This is a genomic window from Sphingorhabdus profundilacus (genome assembly GCF_009769755.1).
GTDB classification, from domain to species: domain Bacteria; phylum Pseudomonadota; class Alphaproteobacteria; order Sphingomonadales; family Sphingomonadaceae; genus Sphingorhabdus_B; species Sphingorhabdus_B profundilacus.
The window spans coordinates 703,169-717,541 of record NZ_SDWJ01000002.1 but is presented as its reverse complement, the minus strand read 5'-3'; the positions used below and the strand labels follow the sequence as shown (position 1 = coordinate 717,541).

At 54.9% G+C, this 14,373-nt stretch carries 12 protein-coding genes; 5 read left to right on the top strand and 7 right to left on the bottom strand.

Going from position 1 to position 14,373, the window contains the following annotated elements; all coding sequences use genetic code 11:
- Positions 1-10: 10 nt before the first annotated feature.
- Genes EUU23_RS11230 through EUU23_RS11205 form a run of 6 tightly spaced genes read right to left on the bottom strand, consistent with a single transcriptional unit; the run spans position 11 to position 6,663 of the window.
- A complete protein-coding gene (locus tag EUU23_RS11230; protein ID WP_160354720.1) occupies positions 11-1,138 on the bottom strand; it encodes a glycosyltransferase family 4 protein in 1,128 nt (375 codons plus the stop codon).
- Complete coding sequence (locus tag EUU23_RS11225) at positions 1,135-2,502, bottom strand: lipopolysaccharide biosynthesis protein (RefSeq protein ID WP_160354194.1); 1,368 nt, start codon at positions 2,500-2,502, stop codon at positions 1,135-1,137. The genes EUU23_RS11230 and EUU23_RS11225 overlap by 4 nt, the downstream gene beginning before the upstream one ends.
- The gene (locus EUU23_RS11220) at positions 2,499-3,845 is read right to left on the bottom strand and encodes a hypothetical protein (protein WP_160354193.1); all 1,347 of its coding nucleotides are present in this window, start codon (positions 3,843-3,845) and stop codon (positions 2,499-2,501) included. Before EUU23_RS11220 ends, EUU23_RS11225 begins: the two co-directional genes overlap by 4 nt.
- A gap of 37 nt (positions 3,846-3,882) precedes the next feature.
- Positions 3,883-4,569, bottom strand: coding sequence for a PIG-L deacetylase family protein (locus EUU23_RS11215; RefSeq protein ID WP_160354192.1), 687 nt, complete (start codon positions 4,567-4,569; stop codon positions 3,883-3,885).
- A complete protein-coding gene (locus EUU23_RS11210; protein ID WP_160354191.1) occupies positions 4,562-5,479 on the bottom strand; it encodes a methionyl-tRNA formyltransferase in 918 nt (305 codons plus the stop codon). Before EUU23_RS11210 ends, EUU23_RS11215 begins: the two co-directional genes overlap by 8 nt.
- Entirely contained in the window at positions 5,476-6,663 is a 1,188-nt protein-coding gene (locus EUU23_RS11205; RefSeq protein WP_160354190.1) for a glycosyltransferase family 4 protein, read from the bottom strand. Before EUU23_RS11205 ends, EUU23_RS11210 begins: the two co-directional genes overlap by 4 nt.
- A gap of 425 nt (positions 6,664-7,088) precedes the next feature.
- Here EUU23_RS11205 and EUU23_RS11200 point away from each other — a divergent pair, with 425 nt between their 5' ends.
- The 5 genes from EUU23_RS11200 to EUU23_RS11180 all read left to right on the top strand — a co-directional run bounded on the left by EUU23_RS11200 (position 7,089) and on the right by EUU23_RS11180 (position 13,203).
- On the top strand, positions 7,089-9,158 hold the full coding sequence (locus EUU23_RS11200) for a UDP-N-acetylglucosamine 4,6-dehydratase family protein (RefSeq protein ID WP_160354189.1): 2,070 nt from the start codon (positions 7,089-7,091) through the stop codon (positions 9,156-9,158).
- A 22-nt stretch (positions 9,159-9,180) separates the two neighbouring features.
- Positions 9,181-10,398 carry a DegT/DnrJ/EryC1/StrS family aminotransferase gene (locus EUU23_RS11195; protein WP_160354188.1) on the top strand — a complete coding sequence of 406 codons (1,218 nt, stop codon included), beginning with the start codon at positions 9,181-9,183 and terminating at the stop codon, positions 10,396-10,398.
- On the top strand, positions 10,395-11,297 hold the full coding sequence (locus EUU23_RS11190) for a sulfotransferase family protein (protein WP_160354187.1): 903 nt from the start codon (positions 10,395-10,397) through the stop codon (positions 11,295-11,297). Before EUU23_RS11195 ends, EUU23_RS11190 begins: the two co-directional genes overlap by 4 nt.
- 68 nt (positions 11,298-11,365) lie before the next feature.
- Positions 11,366-11,941 (top strand): polysaccharide biosynthesis/export family protein, encoded by a 576-nt coding sequence (locus EUU23_RS11185; protein ID WP_160354186.1) that lies wholly within the window; start codon positions 11,366-11,368, stop codon positions 11,939-11,941.
- Positions 11,942-12,018: 77 nt separating this feature from the next.
- Complete coding sequence (locus EUU23_RS11180; protein ID WP_160354185.1) at positions 12,019-13,203, top strand: outer membrane beta-barrel protein; 1,185 nt, start codon at positions 12,019-12,021, stop codon at positions 13,201-13,203.
- 24 nt (positions 13,204-13,227) lie between these two features.
- On the opposite strand, the gene EUU23_RS11175 is transcribed toward EUU23_RS11180, so the two are convergent.
- Complete coding sequence (locus EUU23_RS11175; protein ID WP_160354184.1) at positions 13,228-14,370, bottom strand: glycosyltransferase family 4 protein; 1,143 nt, start codon at positions 14,368-14,370, stop codon at positions 13,228-13,230.
- Positions 14,371-14,373 lie beyond the last annotated feature (3 nt).

Genomic DNA, 14,373 nt, shown 5'->3' with positions numbered 1-14,373 from the left:
CCTGAACCCTTCATTGTCCGCGCGCGGTTGCAAGTGCGCCACGGATTGTGTTTTCCCACAGGTCGCCAATGGCAGCGGGCGCGAACCGCACTGCCGCCGATTCCGCTTGGGTCCCAAGTCGGCTGCGTAAAGCGGCGTCGCCCATTAATTGCGACAGCGCACCTGCCATGCCGTCGATACTGCCTTCTTCGATCAGCAACCCGTCATGATCATGGGTAATCATATCGGCAGGGCCAAATGGACAGTCGAAGGAAATACAAGGTAGCCCGGCCGCCATCGCTTCGCCCAGGACAAGGCCCCAGCCTTCGAAACGGGAACTGAGTACAAAGGCATCGGCTTCCTCGATCCATCGTCCTGGGGCCGAGCTGACGCCGGGCATCTGCACACTGTCGGCAACGCCATGCGCTGCGGCCAATGATTCGAGCATAAAACGGTCGGGGCCTTCCCCCCAGATACGCAGGCACCAGTCTGTGTGCTGGTCGGCGATTTTGGCCCATGCCTGAATGAGCAAATCAAACCCCTTTTGGTCGACCAGCCGGCCAACGGCAGTCATCACCATGCGTTTGTTGGTGAATTTGGGTTTGAAATCCTGATAATCCGCCATGTTGGGTATGACCCAGCTGCGTGGTCGCATCACCGGTGGAAAGCATTCCAGCGCGCCGCGTGTCATCGTAATCAGGCCAAATGCGCGGGCATAGGCGTAGCGGCGCAAAATCTGCCAGACGACGCCGGGCTTTTGACGAAGCGGATTGTTGCGCTCCGAAACGATGACTGGAATGTCGAGACCAGTGGCCGCCAATACAGCGATCACGTTGGACCGTGTGAGCAGGCTGACCACCATATCAGGGCGTTGTTCCTTGAATAGGGCGCGCAGTCGCTTCACACGTCGCACAATATCGGCAAGAACGCCCATTGGCCCGCGTCTGCCGATCGGTACATCAAGATACTCGATCCGGATCCGGTCGTCGGTTTTATAATAAGGGGTGCTGCCGCTCATTTCGAACGACAGGATGCTGACATCAAAACCCGATTGCGCCAGCCGGTTGGCAACGAAACTGACCACATGTTCGGATCCGCCAGCCGACAGGCCGGGCAGGATGAATTTGATCCGCGCCGGACGGGGCGTGACCGTCGTCATTCTTTCGTCGCTTTCACGGTCTGTCCTATCTGGCGCCACATTGCGATATCCATGGCAATGACGGTCAAGGCAGCAAAGGCAATATGGGCAAAGTTGGCACCCAGCGCGCCGTAAGTGGGCATGGTAATCCAGGCCGTGAAAAAGAAGAGCAGGGTGGAGGCGATAGCGACCCACAGGACAAAGCCCGGACGGTTCATCGCCAGCAGTGCAGACCGCGACGGGGCGGCGTGCATGATGAGGACGACGGCCAGCAATTGTGCCAACAGTAACGGATAGGCCTGGGCAAATTCCGGCCCGAATGCGACTTTCATGATCCAGTCACCCAAGAGCCAGAATGCCGCCAGAAAGCTGATCCCGACCAGGCCTAGAACCAGTTGGACACGTTTGATGGTCGAACTGAAGGCCGTGAAATCCTTTTGCGCCCACATGCGCGCCATGTCGGGATAAACGACGGCTTGCATCATTGAACCCACCTGTTGCGCCACTTTCGCAATGCGTTTTGCAATATGGTAGAATCCAGCCCAAGCAGTGCCTGCAAATGCACTGACCAGCAGGGTATCAGCTTCCTGCGTCAAGGTTCGCAATGTGCCAGAAACATTGGTCGACCAAGCGAAAGACAAAAATCCGGGATAGCGCTTTTGCAGCCCGAACGGATTGGCACGAAACGGGCTGGGGATGCCTTGTTTTGCAATGACCCGCATGCCAAGCCAGAAGAACAGCATTGAATCAAGCGCCTGACACACTGTCCAGATGATGACAAATTCAAGCAGGGAAAAACCCAGATATAGCCCGACGCCGGCAAGCGCCAGTCGCAATATTGATGACAGCATTTGTACATAAGCAAGCGTCTTGAATTTTCCGTCAAAGCGCAGCGCGGCGGTCGGGACACCTCGAATATTGACCGCAATTGCGATCGCATAGATCGCAACCAACGGCATATGTTCGGGCTTTAGGCCGATGACGGTCATTAACGCATAGCCAATGACGATGGTCAAAATGGCAGCCAGTAAGGCGGTGCCGATGTCAAGGAACAGGCCGTAAAGATATAGCTCGGACATTTTTTTCTTGTCGTTCGCAACATCGTCAGACGCGGCAAACCGGATCAGCGGCTGCCATGATTCAAAACGCAGCAGTCGTTCGCTCAACCGGCCAACGGTGAGGACCAGTGCCAGAACACCATAAGCGGCAGGCCCGAGCGAGCGCGCGGCAATGGTGGTGCTGACCAACATCAATATGGCGTTGCCCGAACTTCCCGAAACAAGATGGAGGATGTTTTTCAGCCAGCCCTTTTCAAAACCCTTCTTGCGCCATGATGGTGTGGAACCGGAATTCAATTCCTCGGTGGATGGGGTTGCGCGGGTCATAAGGTCTGCCCTTTCAGAGCCAAAGCGGTCGGTGTGCCGTCCACTTCAAATATATTGTCCAATTCGTCATCTTTGCCTTCGGGCATGAAGTAAATTTGGGTGGACTTGGCGAATGCAGCAGCAAGCGCAAGCATCAACGGGGCAATCCAGAGCCGGTTATACATATGTGGAATTGAGGTTGAAAATATGAACAGGATGGCAAGCATCGCCATCGCCATTGCGCCATCTTCGCGATGCAATGACAGGGCGCGCATTCCCATGATTCCGAGAACCCCGAACATCAGGATAAGCCCGGTGAATGACATCAACCCACCCTCGGTCAACAGCAGCATCCAAAAATGATGCACTGGCATCCCATGAATGCTTTCGACACGGAACCGGTCCACGCCGAGTCCTACAAACATGGTATCCTTGCTCATTTCCCACGCCTCGGCGATAAGCGCAGACCGTTGCGTAAAGGTTCCTGCCTGAGACAGATCGCCGGTCAAAACCGCACCCAGCACACGTTCGCTAAAGGCCTCGGGTAGCGGGAAGCCCATTCCGATATAGGTCGCAGACACGATTATCAGCGGAATGCCCACTTTCAGGAACCGGCCAAGATTGGATGACACAAAATATATGCACGTGGCGATGGCCGTTGCGGCAAAGGCCGTAAAGCTGGCGGTCGAAAGCAATGACCAGAATAAAATGGCGCCCACCAAAATGGCAAAAATATTGCGGATCAAGCCGTGATGATGGGCGTTAAAAAGCGCAATGATTGCAAAGGAAATGACCGCACCATTCAGGTTCGCGTCCGAAACAAGTCCACCAATTCGGCCATTACCGGCGACAACACTGGGGCCGAGCAGTTCCTTAGACTGATCAAAGCTAAAGAAATTTGCCATCGAAAGCGCGACGATTTGGGAAGCTGCAACGCCGAGCACGAAATAGAGCAGGCATTTGCGGATCCACATCCTGTCCTCGCTCATCAACACCATCGGCAAAAGCAGGAAACCGAACAGATATTGGCTGGCAATATTCGCCCATCGCAAGGGATCGCCGTTGAAAACCGACCCGATCAGCAAACCGCCCAGCATCAACGACAATGCAGCGCACCAATGGGCGGTCATCACATTCAAAGCCATCATGTTCAGATTATGCCGGACTAAAAATATGATGAAGCAGACAAGAAACAGAAAATCGGCGGCCGTGAAGTTGAAATCGCCAACCCGCAAGATATGCCATGATAGCAAGAAGCAGGCTGCGCCGAGGAACAATTGCCGGAGCCGGTCAATCCGCTCCAGTGGCGCTGCGTAACCGACCATCTGGGCACCATCGGGATAAACTGCATAATCCTGTGTCATATCCGGCTCTCCCAGCTTGAAATGATGCGATGGGATATCATGAATCTATCTGCCGGATCAGCATGAATGCTTCGGCCGCTTTCAGATACATGGACGCACCGCGCATTGTCGCCAGCGCGCGGATGGCTTCGATCGAGCGTTCATCGGGGAAAGCCTTCACCTGGCTTTCAAAGCATCGAAATGCATCGAGCTTTAGTTCGAGCGTTTCGGTTATATCGATGAATATATTGGGCACAAACGCCGGCGTAATGCCAGGCGCGTACCAGTTTGTTTCCGACAATGTTTCATAAGCATAGATGCGCCGCGGGGCATGGATATCGCGCGGTCGGGCCGCGACCATCGCCGCTAGAAAGGTCAGTTGATGATCGGTATGGATGTCGCCGACAAAGGGCACAAACATCGTATCGGGGCGGACATCCTGCACCAGCTTTGCCAATGTGCCGTTCAGTTTCATTGCGGGAACAGTTTCCAGCGCGGCGGCGGGCAGGTCGAGATATAGCGTTTCGCTGACTCCAACCAGCGCGTGTGAAATCTTTGCCTCGGCCCGGATATTTGCCACAAATTCATCCGAAAATTGCGGCGCCATGCCGCGCGTGACAATGGCGACCACGACTTCGGCCCCCGATTTTGCCAGCCGCGCCATCGTTCCGCCGCAACCCAGAATTTCATCGTCGGGATGCGGGGCGATGACCAGCACCTTTCCCATATAATTCAGATCACCCATGACTATTCCCCCATATTCCATGCATCGGGGGACGTCCTTCGACCTCCCAAGACCAATTGGTGATTCGTAATTGTCCGGAACCGGTCTGGACCAGAAGGCTGTGTCCATCATCCGCCAGCAATTGGCCCGGTGACGCATGGTAAGGCAGAGCCGGCTCGACCGGTTCGGCTGACCATATGGTCATCTGCGAACCCCGGACATGGGTATAGGCACCGGGATATGGCTTGCCGGACGCACGTACCAGACGGTCGATGTGCGCCGCCGATTGACTCCAATCGATAAGACCGTCGGCAGGTGTCCGTCGCACGGCGTAGGTCGCGCAGCTTTCGTCCTGTACCTGACATTGTGTATCGCCGCGCGACAGCCGGGACAGGGCGTGTCGGACCATCTTGTCCAAAGCTATCATATGCTTGTCATACAAGGATTGGGCGGTTTCACGCGGCGCAATGTGGAAGTAACTTTGTTCCAGCAACGGCCCGTCATCGACGCCGTCTGCCATTTGAAATAGCGATCCGGCGCTGATTTTTTCATCCAGCATGATCGTCCATGCGATCGCTGCCCGGCCCCGCAAACGCGGCAATGCGGCGGGGTGATAGCCGATGACCTTTCCCGGCGCAATTGCCAGAAAATCCGGCCCGCAAATCTGTGACCAGCCGACAACGAAAATATAGTCGGGCCGGGCATTTCGAATGGCGGCGATGGTGTCGGGGTGGTTTGTTTGCGTGGTGTGAAAAATGGCTGCGCCTGCCTTTTCGGCATCGCCTTGCAAATCCACATAGTCAGAATGGCGGGCCGATTTTTCCGGCGGTAAAGTCACCACCAGCGAAAGATCCCAATCGGACCCTGCAAATGCCCGGATGGCGACGGCTGTGCTTTCAACAGCACCAACGATGACGGCGCGCAACGTCATATTTGCGGCGCAACCTGGCGTTCTTGCGTCAGCGTCGCATTGGTTGGCGCTGACCCGGCCATATGTTGCAGGCCCATATGACCGGTCAAAATGTCATTGACCCTGCCAACATCATATACGGCCTCTGCAATGGCGCGCGATTTTTCGCCCATTTCCTGCGCCTGTTCGGGATGGTCGAGAAAGGACCGCATGGCAGCAACCAGCGCTTCTGCATTTTGGGGCGGAACGATCAGTCCGTTGACCCCGGCTTCGATCGGGTCGCGGCAACCGGGCATATCGGTGGTGATGACGGCACGGCCGGTCGCGAGAGCTTCCAATATCGTGCGGGGCAACCCTTCACGGTAATAGGATGGCAGGACAAATACCGAAGATTGCGCCAGATAGGGGCGAACATCGGTAGTTTCTTCCAAAAAGGTGACCGGATATTCGGATTGCAGACGGGGGATGTCATCCTTGCTGATCCCGGTCGGGTTGAAAACTTCCGCCCGTCCCAGAATGCTGAAGCGCGCATCGGGATATTCCGCCTTTACGGCCCGGGCAGCTTCCAGAAATTCATATACGCCCTTGTCACGCATCAACCGGCCGACCATCAGAAAATGGGGGGCACCTGCGGGTAGAGGCTGCTGGACAAAATATTGTGTGTCAACGCCTGACCCCGGTACTTGGATGACGGTCTGGCTGCGGTCGACAATGCCTGCGCTGACCATATCTTCATGGTCATCGCGATTGAAAACAAATATCTTGATCGCGCGGCGAACGCCTTCGCGGTACAGACGCAGGAATATCGACCTTTTGATGCCGGGCTTTGACCCGTCGGGACTGAAAAGATAGCCTAGGCCGGACATCAATGCGTAAAAAGGAATGTTTCCCGTCAACCGGGCCGCGATGCCACCATAGATGATCGGTTTTTGGGTATAAGCCAAAATTAGTCCGGGCCGTTCCTTCAAAATCAGCATGACATACCCCAAAAGGGTACGAATATCCTCCAGCGGTTTCATGCCGGTCCGGTTCATGGATATGATTCTGAATTCAATATTGCGTTCACGCAGCCATGCAGAAACGGCGGGATCGTCATCTGGCGCAACCGCAACGACATCATGGCCGGCATCTTTCATGCGGCATAGCAACGCGCCGCGAAAATTGACGAGCGAATAGGCAAGACTTGAAAAAACAAGGATTTTCATGCTTGCACTCCCTCCAGAAAATTGCGTTTGCGCCGGGTCGGCATCGTCGGTTTGCGCCTTATGTGTAAAATGTATCAGTCGCGTTAATGCAGGGTCCAGATGGGCCATCGAAAGGCATTAGGCAATTTAGCAATAGGTATTCATCCTTTTGTCCCGCCAAAGGGCCTGCGCGCCCACCCCCCCTATTGCGATTTAGTAGACCCCTATCCCCCATTAGGGCCGATAGCCCTCTCCTAGGCAGATTTTTGACCCTTTCGTCTAATGTCAGCAAGAGAATGCGACGTGTTAAGATTCCTGTCGTACCTTGTCGGTGAAATGACGAATTCAGTTTTCTTCACACACCACGTCAAATGTGGAACGACCGGCAAGCCATCTGCTTGCCGGACAGGTTCCCGGTTTGTGATGCAAGCAAATGGGAGCAAGCAATGATTCAAGGCTTGGCGCAAAAGATTGACCTGTTCATCCACAATCGCGGAAAACAACGGGATTTGAACTCATTATGGCGTTTTCCCTATTGGAAACGGGTGATCCGTACAGCTGCGGTCTGGGCGTTGGATACATTCGCCATCTTTGCTTCATTTGCAGTTCTTTTGGTGCTGACCCGTGGCTGGGCCGAATCGGCTACTTTGCTGTCGCTTTATGACGGCGCGATCATTGCGGGCGTGTCATCGACAATATTGTTCATCACCGGAATGTACAAACGCAGTTGGCGCTTTGTATCCTTTGCTGACAGCATCTCGCTGCTAATAACAAGCTTTATCGGTCTGGCGATTGGCTGGGCGTCCATCGCCTATTTCTCGCCACTTGCCGCCTATCCCTTCAATTTTATCACCTTTGCGTTTTTACATTACAGCTTGGCGAGCATGGCTATGCAGCTCATGCGCGCTTGCCGGCGTGCGGTACGCTCCTATCGCCGCCGGCAACAGAATAAGGCGTCGGTTTATTCCAACGACAATGTTGCCAAAACGGCATTGCTGATCGGTGATCCTGAATGGGCGCTATCGGTTCTTGACATGTTCGGGCCGCGCAATTCGTCGGCCATCAACGTCATCGGCCTGTTGCTGCCGTCGGATGACCGGACAATTTCCCAACTGGCCAATGTGCCAGTGCTGGGCGGCATGGAATCCTTTAACCAGACGGTTTCGTTCCTGACCGAACAGGGCGAGAAGCCTAATCTGGCAATTGTGTGCGATGATGGTTTCAACATCAGTGTGCGCGACCTTTCTGCCCTGAACAAATCGGCAAAGCAGCATAATATCGAAGTGCTGAAATTGAGCGACCCCGCCAGCCAGTTGCTGAACCGTCAGCCCACCCGTGACCCGAGCAACTTTCCATTATCGGAATTGCTGGGCCGCAGTGAACGCACCATCGAACGCAGCATCATCCAGCGTCAGGTATCGCAGCAATGCGTCCTGGTAACGGGCGCAGGTGGCACCATCGGTGGTGAGCTTGTGATGCAGCTTGCAAGCTATGGTCCTTCGCGGATCGTCTTGCTCGATCATGCCGAATTCCAGTTGTACAATATTGAAATGCGGCTGCGTGAAGCCCATCCAGACCTCGAAATCTTTCCAGAGCTGTGCAATATTCGTGACGAGGACGAAGTACGCCGGGTCTTTGCCAAGCATTTGCCATCGGTCGTCTATCACGCCGCAGCCCTGAAACATGTACCCATGGTTGAGGCCAATCCGCTGGGCGGCATTCACACCAATATCATCGGCACCCGTAATGTTGCGAATGCCGTGACCGAATATGCGGTGCGCGCTATGGTTCAGGTATCAACCGACAAGGCGGTTAATCCTGTGGGCATGATGGGCGCCACCAAACGCGTTGGCGAATTATATTGCCAGTCGCTCGATCTGTGCGGCGTTGACGACACATCCGCGCCGCGTTTCATGACCGTCAGGTTCGGCAATGTGCTGGGTTCCAGCGGGTCGATTGTGCCTTTGTTCAAGCGTCAATTGCTCGAAGGCCGTCCGCTGACCGTGACCCATCCCGACATCGAACGGTTTTTCATGACGGTAGGCGAAGCGGTCCAGTTGATTTTGGAGAGCAGCGCCCGCTCGCTTGAGGATAACTCTACCCGTGGCAATATCTTCGTTCTCGATATGGGCGAACCTGTGAAGATCGTCGATCTGGCCAAGCGCATGGCCAAAATGCATGGGCTTGAACCCGATGTCGATGTGCCGATCCAGTTCGTCGGCCTGCGTCCGGGCGAAAAACTTTTTGAAGAATTGTTCGACACCTGTGAACGCCGCGTGGATTCGAAAATCCCAAATCTGTTCGAGGCTTGCTCACGTCCCATTCCGTTGCCGCTGATTGGCCGCGCCATTGACGAACTTGATATGGCAGTGAAGCAAGGCAAGCTGGAAGAAGCGTGCCGGTTGACCCATTCGCTGGTGAAACTTCCTAGCAGCGACATCGATCTTTCGACCATGTTCCTTAATAATTCTCTGCCAAAGCGGGGCCACCATCTGCAGCTGGTGCAGGGATTGTAAACGAAAAGAAAGTTGGCAAATCATGAACAAGCAAACAACGCCGACCTCCGCCGAGATCCGTGATTATCCGGTGCCGATAGCCTCTTCCTGGCCGAGCCATGGACGCGATGAAATCCTGGCCGTCACACAAGTTTTGCAAAGTGGCCGCGTCAATGCGCTGGTACATGGCGAGCAGAACCGCGCCTTTGAAAAAGAGTTCGCGGCCTATATCGGAATGCCCCATGCGATAGCAGTAAGCAACGGGACGGTGTCGATCGAAATGGCTCTGCGTGCCTTTGGGATCGGCGCAGGCGATGAAGTCATCATTCCGGCCCGCAGCTTTTTTGCGACGGCAAGCGCCGTTGTTTCGGTTGGGGCCAGCCCGGTTTTCGCAGACATTCTGGTGGAAACACAGAATATAGACCCCGATTCGGTGGCGCGCATGATTTCGGACAAGACGAAAGCGGTCATATGCGTGCACCTTGCGGGGCTTCCATGTGACATGCGTGCTTTGACGCAGCTATGTGATGACCATGACCTTTTTCTGATCGAAGATTGCGCGCAGGCCCATGGCGCGGTGTATGATGGCAAAATGGTCGGGTCTTTTGGGGACGCATCGTCCTTTTCCTTCTGCACGGACAAGATAATGTCGACCGGCGGCGAAGGGGGCATGATCCTGTTCGCCGATAAATCCGCATGGTCCAAAGCGTGGGCGATAAAAGATCACGGCAAGGTGCCACCAGAAGAAATGCCGCAAAATATCGCGCCTCCCGGCGAATTTCGCTATGTACACCAAAGCTTTGGTACCAATTTCCGGATGACGGAAATGCAGGCCGCCATCGGTAGGGTGCAGCTTAAAAAATTACCGAAATGGCTGGCGCAGCGTCGGGCCAACGCACATTGCCTGAGCGAAGCCGTCGCGGACATTCCGGGCGTTATCGTTGATGCCTATGACGCACATATTTTGTCCGCACGGTACAAATATTTCATCCGGATTGATGAAGACAAATTGCCGGGTAACAAAACACGCGCTGATATCATCGCCGGTCTGCTGGCTTTGGGTATCCAATGCGGCAGCGGTTCCTGCCCGGATATGAGCAAGGAAATCGCGTTTCAGGGCCGCGAGCCGCGTCGTGACGGAAATCTGGAAAATGCCCATCGATTGGGGGCAAGTACGATTATGTTTCCAGTAGACCATCTGTTCAGCGAAGATGACATGCTGGTTATTGCCGGTGCCCTGAAAAAGGTAGTGATGGCATGACCAACACCTACACCGGCCAGGCTGACTGGCACCCGTCTTTCATCATTATCGGCGCGGTAAAGGCGGCGACCACTTGGGCGCTGGAACAGTTACAGGTAAATCCTGCACTCTTTATGCCTGACCCGGAACCGCATTATTTCAGCAGTGAATTTGAACAGGGCGAAGATTATTATCGCGCCTTTTTTGAAGCACAGGCGGGTTCGGAACGTATGTTGGGCGAGAAATCGGCAGACTATCTTGCCCATCCACAAGCCGCGCAACGGATTGCCGCGATGTTGCCCCACGCACGGTTGGTGGTGCAGTTCCGCAACCCGATCGAACGGGCCTATTCCGACTATAAAATGCTGTATCGCCGCGGGACTGTGAAAGAGGGGCCTGAGGCTTATCTTGCATCGCTCGACAATCCGCAGCCGCGATTTTTGAATGACGGCCTATATGCGCTGCACTTGCGCCGCTGGCTTGATCATTTCCCCGCCGAACAGATTCACTCTTTTCTATATGATGACGTGAAAGCCCAGCCGCAGGCGACCATTGAAGCGATTTCCGCACATATCGGTGTCGATCCGGTCTTTGATGTCGGCCAGTCGCGCAAGAAAGCAAACAATGCGTCGGAACGTTTTCTGCCCTTGCCCGTCCGTAAGGTATTGGCACCGCTCAAAAGCACAATAGCGCCATTGCGCGGGACAGCCCTGTTTGAATCAACGCGCAGCATGTTCGCGCGCGAAATAGCTTATCCCCCATTGTCGTCCGAATTAAGGTTGCGGTTGCGTGATTTTTATGCCGATGATGTTGCAGACTTGGGACAAATGCTCGGAAGGGATTTGTCGGATTGGCTGGACGTTACGCAATCCGGTGCCAAACAAGGCAATGATCGGGAAAAACACAAAAAAGTCGCCTGATTGGAAGAACTGATTAACCAGGATGCCCGGAAAATTGGGGCATCACATTAAAATGGGGAGACAGCGAAATGCTGAAAATGCTCAAATGTCTGCTAACCGCCGCTGTTCTTGCCGGATCATCGATGGTCGCTGGCTGCATGCCTGCGACCAGCGGACTGTCGGCGATACCGGCCACTGAAGTCGCGGAATTCCGGCTGGAACCGGGCGACAAGATCAAAGTCCAGATCCCCGATCTGGTGGGCGCCGATGGTGAATATTCCGTCGATCAAAGTGGCATTATCTCTCTGCCTTTGGTCGAGGAAGTGAAAATTTCCGGCCTGACTTTGCGTGAAGCGGAACGGGCCGTCGAAAAAGCCCTGCTCGACAAACGGATATTGGTGCGCCCGAACGTCACCATTCAGGCTGCGTCGCTGCGGCCCATCTATATTCTGGGCGAAGTCGGCAAGCCTGGCCAATATGAATATAGGGAAGGCCTCACGGTTTTTTCGATCATTTCACTGGCCGGTGGGTACACCTATCGCGCTGACACGATGTCGATGGTTATTACGCGCACCGTAAATGGGCGCAAGGTGACCGGCAAGGCATCGGAAAATACCATTGTGATGCCCGGCGACCAAATCCGGATTGTAGAGAAGTGGTTCTGATTACGATGCGACATTCTCTATGCGCGGCCTGCACGGTTGCGGGCTTGCTTCTATCGACGGCCGCACAGGCGGAATCCGTGAGCAAAACCGCACCGCTGGTGTCTGACCAGCTGCCGGATTTTGAACCCAAGGGCTTTGATCTTGGCGGCTTTCGCTTGCTCCCGGATTTTGAATATATTCTGTATGCGGATGACAATGTTTATGCCGCCCGGGACGGAAAATTTCTTTTACCTGACGGAACATTGAGTAACGGAACGCAAGCCGACGCAGCATTCATCATCGTTGGCGGGGTTGAAGCGAAGGGACGCATCGGCAACATTGATCTTACAGCCAATGCAAGAACCCGGATCCGGCGTTATGACAAGCTGACGACCGAAAATTCTGAAGGGGCAGAGGCTTTGGTGAAACTGGGTTGGCAGCCGAGGGAAGGCCAGAAATTTGGTCTTGAAGGCGGATGGCGCAGGGTTGTCGAAGAACGGGGTGATCCCGAAGCCCTGCAATTGACGTCAACGGGCCCAAGGCTGGCCAATATTTTCGAATCCGAAGCGAAATTCAGTCAGGAAGGCGGCAAAATGCTGGTCGCGACAGATGTTGTCGTGCGGAAATTCGATTTTCTAGGTACAGCAAATGCACGGCGCGACTTCTCCTCGCAATTTGTTTCGCTGACATTGGGCCGCAGCATTGGCAGCAGATTATATGGCACTGCCACCGCCTTTGTGACCAACCGTGATTTTCGGTTACCGCTGACCACAGGGGCTATTCAGGATGAAACCACCATTGGTGGCCGTATCGGCGTTGCCACCAAAGATCGTGGTCTGATCGAGGGCCGCGCTTCGATTGGCGTGTTCCGGTTGAACCCGGCGGAACCAGCGCAAAAGGGCCGCAGCGGTATTTCCGCGGACGTCGCGCTGACCTTCCGGCCGCAACAACGCACGGCAATTTCGCTAAATGTATTTTCGGGCGATGTCGCCACATTCCGGCTAGGCGCAGTGGCGCGTTCGGACACAACCGCGTCGATAAATGTCCAGCAGGAAATCAGGCATAATCTCTATGCGACGGCCGGCCTGTCCTATCTGCGCGCGGAATTTTTTGGCTCGGGCGATTTGGAAAAGGCAATCAGCCCCCGGGTTGAAGTGGAATGGCTTGCAACCAAACGCCTCTCGATCGCTGGTTATGTCAGCTATACAGATCGCACCAGTAACATCGCCGAAGAGGTATTTGACCGCACGCGTGGCGGGTTTTCTCTTAGATTGCGGTTTTGATCCCGCAATTTCAGGGGTGCCATTTCAAGCCGATAGATCGCGGTAAATCTCGGAGATTTTTGCGACATGTGTTGCTTCGGAAAAGCGCGCTTTGGCGCTTTGCTTGGCACGCGCTGTCATCGCGGAAGTTGCTTCTTTATCGCTGAGTGTCGCGAGCGCACTGGTAGCCATTGCCAATGCGTCGTCCGGCGCCACAAGCTTGCCCAAACCATCCAGAATGGCCTCTGGATTGCCACCTGAATCGGTTGCAATAACGGGGGTTTCGACGAGCATGGCTTCTACAAGAGTTCGGCCCAATGGTTCGCTGACCGCGGTTACCAGCAGCAGGTCGACCGCAGCGATCCAGTCAACGCCCGGTGATCTATACCCCATGATATGCGCTGAACCCGCAACGTCGGGATCGGTCATCCGGGCGCGCATTGCGGCTTCCAGTTCGGGATAAGTCGTTTCGCCGAACATCAGGCCGACTACGGGCCGATCCTGCAATTTCCGCATTTCGGCGACAGCATTGATGAATTCCAGGGGTCGCTTGCGATCAATGAAGCTGCCAAAATAGCCGCAGACTATGGTATCGGGTCGAGCGTTCAATTCGGTTAGTAATTTTTGGCGCATGGCATGGCGGTCCGCTTGCACATCGACATCAAACGGGCTGAAAACAACCTGTGCGCCGTCGGACACTTTGCCGCGGCGCATACCGGACAGGGAAAATCTGGATACAGCGACCACTTGGTCCGCAACCCAGGGCGCAAGGTAGCGCAAGCCTTTTGCATAAGGATCTGCGCGGTGGTGCCAGAGCAATTTGCAGCCTGCGCGTTTGGCTGCAAATGCCCATGTCGCATGGGTCCGGCCGTCATTGCTATGGACGATTTTCGCGCCGATTTCGCGCAGCAGGGCGGCGCGGCAGCCCATGCCTGCAAAGGTTGATGCAAAGTTTGACAGGCTGAAATCGCGCCCGACGGCAAAGCTTTCTTGCGGTGGCGCCGGGTCGGCACGGTGTTCGAAAGCCGCGAAATGCTCGGCCAGACGGCCCGTGGGATTTTCCAATATGATGACAGGCCTGAACATCGCGGGATCAAGTCCCTCCAGCAAACCCCGAAGCGAATGATGGCTGCCGCCCAGGCTGTCGCCAGCCATGGGATAGGCGATTGTTATAGGTTCGGTGTTCATACA